Consider the following 7,874-nt stretch of genomic DNA (forward strand, 5'->3'; position numbering starts at 1 on the left):
CTGTGGAGTTTCTACGCCCTTTAATCTGAAAAGAGATGAATATGAGGCCAGCACAGCAGAACAGGCGCATGCGCGGACGGGGGAATAACAATAATAACAACAACAACCGCAAGGGCCCCAATCCTCTGTCGCGCAATTACGAAAGCAATGGCCCGGATGTGAAGATCCGCGGCAATGCGCAACATATTGCAGAAAAATACTCGGCACTTGCGCGGGACGCACAGGCATCTGGCGATCGCGTGATGGCAGAAAATTATCTTCAGCACGCTGAACATTACAACCGCATCATCATGGCGGCCATGGCGCAGAATCCGGTGCCGTTCCAGCGCGAGGAAACTTTCGACGATGACGGTGCGGATGATGAGGAAGCAGGTTTCACGCCTGTCGCAGCACAGCCACAGCCCGTCAACGGTTCCGGCCCGCAGCCGGTTATCGAGGGCACGCCTGCCGAGGTCGTTTATGGCGAAGATGGTGGCGAGCCGGTAAAGTCCGGTGAAGGTCGCCAGCAGCCGCGCGAGCGCGACAACCGCGATCGTCGTCTGGGTCGTGGTCGCCGTCCGCAGCGTGAGCGCTTCAACGCTGACGAGCGTTCTGACGAACAGCCGCAGGAAAAACAGGCTCAGCCGGTGGCTGAAGAGGCTCCGGCTGCAGCCGTGGTCGAGCAGGCAGCACCAGTGGCCGCCGAGGCCGCTCCTGTTGCCGATGCATCTTCTGCGGATGAGGCCGCGCCGCGTCGCGCCACGCGCCGTCCTGGTCGTCCGCGCCGCGCCGCCAAGGATAGCGGTGATGAGACGCCGGTAACGGAATCTGCGGATTCCGACGCCTGATCGTCCCTGTGTATCAAGTTAAAAATGGCGCGGTTTCCGCGCCATTTTTATTTGGTTCTTCAAGTGTCTGTAACCCTTGCCGAAACCCGGCCATCGTCCCATATGCTGTCTTGGAAAGAAGTCCGCCCAGTGTGGGGGCTTCGTCACCATACATCTTCTGGTGCCGCTTGATGGGCCGGAAGGCAAAGGAGACATCATGAATATCGAAAAATATACGGAACGCGTCCGGGGCTTTATCCAGTCTGCACAGACTTTCGCGCTGTCGTCCGGCAACCAGCAATTCACACCCGAACATGTGTTGAAGGTTCTCGTCGATGATGACGAAGGACTTGCCTCGTCCCTGATCGAACGCGCGGGCGGGCGCATTGCCGATGTGCGTATCGGCTTGCAGAATGCGCTCGAAAAGCTGCCCAAAGTGTCGGGTGGCAACGATCAGCTTTATTTATCGCAGCCGCTTGCCAAGGTCTTCTCGCTTGCCGAGGAGCTTGCCAGCAAGGCCGGTGACAGCTTCGTCACCGTCGAGCGCCTTCTGATGGCGCTGGCGATGGAAAAATCCGCAAAGACGTCTGAAATTCTTTCCGCTGCCGGTGTGACCCCGACGGCGCTCAACAAGGTCATAAACGATATGCGCAAAGGCCGCACCGCCGATTCGGCGTCCGCTGAAAGCAATTATGATGCGTTGAAGAAATATGCCCGCGATCTGACCGAGGATGCGCGCGCAGGCAAGCTTGATCCGGTGATCGGTCGCGACGAGGAAATCCGCCGCACGATTCAGGTTCTGTCGCGCCGCACCAAGAACAATCCGGTTCTGATCGGCGAGCCGGGCGTCGGCAAGACCGCAATCGCGGAAGGTCTGGCGCTTCGCATCGTGAATGGCGATGTGCCCGAATCCTTGAAGGACAAGCGGTTGATGGCGCTCGATATGGGCGCGCTGATTGCCGGTGCCAAATATCGCGGTGAGTTCGAAGAGCGTCTGAAAGCAGTACTTTCGGAAGTGCAGACGGCTGCCGGCCAGATCATTCTCTTCATCGATGAAATGCACACGCTTGTCGGTGCAGGCAAGTCTGATGGCGCGATGGATGCATCGAACCTTTTGAAGCCTGCTCTTGCACGCGGTGAATTGCACTGCGTTGGCGCGACGACGCTGGAAGAATACCGCAAATATGTCGAGAAGGACGCAGCGCTTGCCCGTCGTTTTCAGCCGGTATTCGTTGATGAACCGACCGTCGAGGACACGATTTCGATCCTGCGTGGCCTGAAGGAAAAATACGAGCAGCATCACAAGGTGCGTGTTTCGGATTCGGCTCTGGTTGCTGCGGCAACCTTGTCGAACCGTTATATCACCGACCGTTTCCTGCCCGATAAGGCCATTGATCTCGTCGATGAGGCGGCATCGCGCCTGCGCATGCAGGTTGATTCCAAGCCAGAAGAGCTGGATGAAATCGACCGTCGCATCATGCAGCTGAAGATCGAGCGCGAAGCGCTGAAGGTTGAAACCGATGCTGCTTCCAAGGATCGTTTCCAGCGCCTCGAAAAGGAGCTGACTGATCTGGAAGAAGAATCGGCGGAACTGACGTCGAAATGGCAGTCTGAAAAGCAGAAGCTCGGACTTGCTGCTGATCTCAAGCGCCAGCTTGAAGAGGCACGTAATGCTCTCGCCATTGCACAGCGAAGCGGTGAATTCCAGAAAGCGGGCGAACTGGCCTATGGCAAGATTCCGCAGCTGGAGAAGCAACTTGTCGAAGCCGAAAGCCATGAAAACAAGGGCTCTCTGCTTGAAGAGACGGTTACGCCCGACCACGTGGCACAGATCATCTCACGCTGGACCGGTATTCCGGTTGACCGGATGCTGGAAGGCGAGCGTGAGAAGCTGTTGCGCATGGAAGACGAACTTGCGAAGCGGGTCATCGGGCAGGGCGAAGCTGTCCAGGCCATCTCGAAGGCGGTTCGCCGTGCGCGCGCCGGGCTTCAGGACCCTAACCGGCCTATCGGCTCGTTCATCTTCCTCGGCCCAACTGGTGTCGGCAAGACGGAGCTGACCAAGGCGCTCGCCGCGTTCCTCTTCCAGGACGACACGGCCATGGTTCGTATCGACATGTCGGAATTCATGGAAAAGCATTCCGTGAGCCGGTTGATCGGCGCGCCTCCCGGCTATGTCGGCTATGAAGAAGGCGGCGTTCTGACGGAAGCCGTTCGGCGCAGACCCTATCAGGTGATCCTGTTCGACGAGATCGAAAAGGCACATCCGGATGTGTTCAACGTGCTGTTGCAGGTGCTGGACGACGGACGCCTGACCGACGGACAGGGTCGCACGGTCGATTTCCGCAATACGGTCATCATCATGACCTCGAACCTCGGTGCCGAATATCTCGTCAATCTTGGCGAGAAGGACGATGTCGAGTCGGTTCGTGAGGAAGTAATGGGCGTGGTGCGGGCTGCCTTCCGTCCGGAATTTCTGAACCGTGTCGATGAAATCATCCTGTTCCACCGGCTGCGCCGTGAAGACATGGGTGCGATTGTCGATATTCAGATGCAGCGTCTCCAGATGCTTCTGACCGATCGCAAGATCGTGCTGCAGCTGGAAGACGATGCACGCGAATGGCTGGCCAACAAGGGCTATGACCCGGCTTATGGCGCGCGTCCATTGAAGCGCGTCATTCAGAAAGAAGTTCAGGATCCGCTCGCCGAGCGCATCCTACTGGGCGACATTCTGGATGGTTCCATCGTCAAGATTACCGCCGGTTCGGACAGGCTCAATTTCCATCCGATTCGCGGTGCGCTTGAGGATGAAGGCCAGAAGATCGACGAGAGCGCCTGAACGTTCAAGAGTTGAGATCATTGGGCGCCGCAACCGGATAGGTTGCGGCGCCATTTTCATATTTGGCCTGACAAGTTTTCCAGCTTTCCTTCGATGTTGGCCATTTTCATGTCCAGTTCATCTGGCATCTGCTTTATCAGCTAATCGGTTGTTAACCATATTCGCGGCATCCATGGTCTCTCGATCACCCAGGGCATTCTTCATGGCGCATTACACACGCATGCTTCGTTTCGCTTTGTTTGCTTCCGTCGCGGTAACTGCCGTCAACGGTACTGCGCGCGCGGAGGAGGGCAGTTCTGCAGTGGCTACCGAACGCCCGGTACAGCTTGCACAGCTTTATGATCCGGGTGAAGAAATCTATCATGATCGCCGGGTACGGGTCTTTATCGACCAGTATGGCCGCCGCGTTACCATGGATCGTCGCGGGCGTATTCTCAGTGTCGAGGACGCCAATAATTATGACCCGAACGCTTATGACCGTCGGGTTCGCCGCGCACCGCAGCCAGACGACAACTGGACACTCGATGGTCCAGTCGACGGTGGCGCTCCCTATGACGGTTTCGGCAACGTGCCCGAAGATCCGAACTATTACCCGGACGCTCCGGCGGCACCGCAATATGGCGGCAACCGTGATGGACAGGTGCAACGGTCGGAACTGCCTCCGGCAGGCGATCAATATCCTGATAATACAAACACCAATTCAGCCAGTGCCAATCCCGGTTATGATGGCCAGCAGGATTATGGCCAGCCGGGTTATGAACAACCAAGGGGTGTTCCCAATCCGAGTGACATGGCTCCGGCAATCGAAATGCCGAAAGGGCAGGGTGCAAAGGAAAAGATCGCAGCCTATCAGATTCTGCTCGACCGCGCCGGTGCATCGCCCGGCGTCATCGACGGTCGTTCGGGCAGCAATGTCGACAAGGCGGCTGCCGCCTATGGCGAGCTGACCGGAAAGTCGATCAATCCGACAGACGAAGCGGCGGTCAATGCGGAACTTGAAGCCACAGGTGGCCCAGCCTTCACCGAATACACCATCACCAACGAAGACGTGGGACGGCAATACGTTGCTTCTATCCCGGAAGATTATGCCCACAAGGCGCAGCTTCCGGCGATGGCGTATACCTCGGTCACCGAAATGCTCGGTGAAAAGTTTCATATAGACGAAGCCTATCTGAAAGAGATCAATCCTGGGGTGAACTTCAACCAGCCGGGCTCGATCGTAAAGATTCCGAACCTCGGCAAACCTGTCAGGACCAAGGTTGCCCGCATCATCGCCGACAAAGGACGCAAGCAGGTTCGCGGTTACGATGAATCGGGCAAGCTGGTCGTTGCCTATCCCTCGACCATTGGCTCGTCGGACAATCCGTCACCTTCCGGCGTTGTTCAGGTCGAGCGTATCGCGATCAACCCGAACTACACCTACAATCCGAAGATCAACTTCAAGCAGGGCAATAATGATAAGGTGCTGACCATTCCGCCTGGGCCAAACGGGCCGGTGGGAACAGTCTGGATCGCGCTTTCCAAGCCGACCTACGGCATTCACGGTACGCCCGAGCCATCGAGAATCGGCAAGACGTCAAGCCATGGCTGTGTGCGATTGACCAATTGGGATGCGGAAGAGCTGGCAAAGCTGGTGAAAGCTGGCGTAACGGTCGAGTTTACCGAGTAAGCATTCCAGTGAATTCAAAGAGAAAGGCCGGGGCGTATCTCCGGCCTTTCTCTTTATCAGCTCTTCGTCGATCCGTTCGAGGCAAGCTTGGTGCCGTTGTCATCACTGTTCAACAGAGTGTCGATGCGATCCCGTTCCTGCTTGAAGGCTTCGAGCTCCTTGCCCGAAAGCGCCTTGTTATCCGGTAGACGAATGCGCAGCGGATCGACCTTGGTGCCGTTCACGATCATTTCGTAGTGAAGGTGAGGACCGGTCGAAAGACCCGTCGACCCCACATAGCCGATCACTTGTCCCTGCCGCACACGCGCACCGGCGGTAACGCCGCGGGCGATGGCGTTCTGGTGGCTATAACTGCTCACATAACCATTGGCATGACGAATCAGGGTCTGGTTGCCATAGCCATTGGTCCAGCCTGCCTTTTCCACCACGCCATTACCGGAGGCGATGATCGGCGTGCCGCGCGGTGCGGCCCAGTCCACGCCGGTATGCATGCGGCTATAGCCAAGGATCGGGTGGCGGCGCATGCCGAACGGTGAGCGGAAGACACCATTGGGAACCGGATTGCGGAGCAGGAACTGTTTCGCGCTCTTGCCGTCGCCGTTGAAGTAGTCGACGCTACCGTCCGGAGCCTGATAGCGATAGAATTTGCGGGTCGTGCCGCCGAAATTGGCCGAAACATAAAGAAGCTGCGAATCGGCTTCCGGTTTGTCGGGATCGTCCGGCAGCGAGAAGAATGCGTCGATCTGGTCACTCGGTGCAAGCCGTGACTGCAGGTCAACATCGCTTGCGAGCATCTTGACGAGCTGTTCGCGCATCGTCTCCGACATGCCATAGGCGAGCGCGGCCCGGCTGATCCCGTCATAGACACTGGGTAGATTACCCCGAATGGCCGTAGGCAGGGCATTGCCATCGAAAGCCGTCTGCAGAAGCGGGGTCTGTTCCGGTTCGTCGGACGGAATATATTGTCCCCTGTCGTTGAGGGCGACCGTCACCAGATGCGTGGTGCGATTATAGATGCTGGCGCGCACGATGCGGTCCGTGCCATCCTGTGTCTCGGTGCCGACACGCAAAACGCTGCCTTCCTTGAGGCGCGGCGAGTTCATCAGCTTGGCAAGCGAGTGGGCCATGTTCTCGGCATCGTCGCCGGTATAACCGGCGTCCTCAAGCGCCTGCTTGATATCGGCTGTCTGGCGGAAAGGAATCAGTTCTTCCGAAAAGCCTTCGCCAACCGTCTCGTCATCGCCGCGCTGTGCGACACTGACATTCTCCTGTGTAATCTTCACGCCAAGCGCGGGACCAAGCGCGAAAGGCGAGTCCGTGCCGCCGAAACGAGCGGGATCGACATAGTGGAGCGATGCAACCTGCACGTCGCCGTCGGTCAGAAGACCACCGGTATCCCGCACAACCTTCTCGACCTCATCCACTGTCAGGTCGCTGGATGCATCGAATGTCGTACTGTTCATCGGAAAATCGACAACACGCAGACTGACTTCGCTTTCGACCTTGGCGCCGTAAATCTGACCGGCATCGGCAGGCTGCGGTGCCGCAGGTCCTTCCGAAAACACGGTCAGGGCGTTGAAAGCAGGATATTTGCGGCTGGTCGGGTGATCGACGGCGAGAGCCATGCGGACAAATTCGAATGGTCGCGTGCGAATAACTTCGCGTTCACCCACTTTCTGCATCGTCGAAAGATCGAAACGGCGCCGGTCGCGCGCCTTTTGCTGAGAGACGGTGCTGACAAGACGTCCGCCCTTGGTAACAGCGGCTTCGTCGGTCGCACCGGGCATGTCGTTACGGGCAAGGATTTCAGGCGGGGTCGCCAGCTGTTCGCGCCCGTCCAGAGCGGCAAACAATGCAACGCCGATCAGCATGCAGGACGTAACGCCGGTCAGGAAGGTTCCAGCGAGCCAGCGGGCAGAAACTTCACGACGATCTGGTGGCCGCCGCCGTCCGCCTACACTGAGCGGGGGCTCGTCACCCGGATCGAGATTGTTCGGCCCCATCTCTTTCATACTGCTGTAGCCGGTCCTTCTTTATAACTGACCGCACAAAACGTGCTTGAAATCGTTTGTCGGAAAAGCGGACAAACCGCCAATCCGGTATTAAGGTGTCTTCCATTCTGTCGGAAGGCTCCCAAACGGGCATGTGAGTTTTGCCTGCCGAAGAAACGTAAGTCAACGACAAGCCTGCCAGACAACGATTTCCACAATCGCTTGCAAAGTATGGGTCATTGTCGGTTTCTAAAGTTTCGCGGAAATTATTTGGGCAATAAGGCCGGTTTAAGGCCCTCCCAAGTGCGGTTGGTGCAATGAGTGCACTATAATATAAGGCAAATACGTGGAAATCCGACGGCTTGTGGAAAGTTGTCAAAAAAACATCAAAAAACTTCATTGTCGCTGTTGACAGATATGAGGTGTCACCCCTATATACGCCTCCACAACGAGGGCGGCGACGCTGCTAGCGGCAGGTTGGTTCGTCCCTTTGGTTGGTTGAAAGTGTTTGACGGCGACGTTGGGTGTGAGTAGATCGGCGATGTTAGCGGGATGAGAATTCTGTTAAT

Annotated in this window: 4 protein-coding genes; 3 read left to right on the forward strand and 1 reads right to left on the reverse strand. The window is 57.2% G+C overall.

All coding sequences use genetic code 11. The features are described from left to right. Nucleotides 1–41 precede the first annotated feature (41 nt). The 3 genes from AC1RHM_RS19730 (at nt 42) to AC1RHM_RS19740 (ending at nt 5,314) form a co-directional block, all read left to right on the forward strand. Nucleotides 42–827 (forward strand): DUF4167 domain-containing protein, encoded by a 786-nt coding sequence (locus AC1RHM_RS19730; protein WP_029375796.1) that lies wholly within the window; start codon nt 42–44, stop codon nt 825–827. 196 nt (nt 828–1,023) lie between these two features. Further along, complete coding sequence (gene clpB / locus AC1RHM_RS19735) at nt 1,024–3,645, forward strand: ATP-dependent chaperone ClpB (protein ID WP_010657489.1); 2,622 nt, start codon at nt 1,024–1,026, stop codon at nt 3,643–3,645. Between the two features lie 202 nt (nt 3,646–3,847). Further along, nucleotides 3,848–5,314, forward strand: coding sequence for a L,D-transpeptidase (locus AC1RHM_RS19740; protein ID WP_029375795.1), 1,467 nt, complete (start codon nt 3,848–3,850; stop codon nt 5,312–5,314). 56 nt (nt 5,315–5,370) lie between these two features. Here the strand turns inward: AC1RHM_RS19740 and AC1RHM_RS19745 are convergent, their stop codons facing one another. After that, on the reverse strand, nt 5,371–7,326 hold the full coding sequence (locus tag AC1RHM_RS19745) for a M23 family metallopeptidase (RefSeq protein WP_010657487.1): 1,956 nt from the start codon (nt 7,324–7,326) through the stop codon (nt 5,371–5,373). Nucleotides 7,327–7,874 lie beyond the last annotated feature (548 nt).

The sequence above is a fragment of the Brucella sp. GW823-FHT04E01 genome (genome assembly GCF_058796175.1).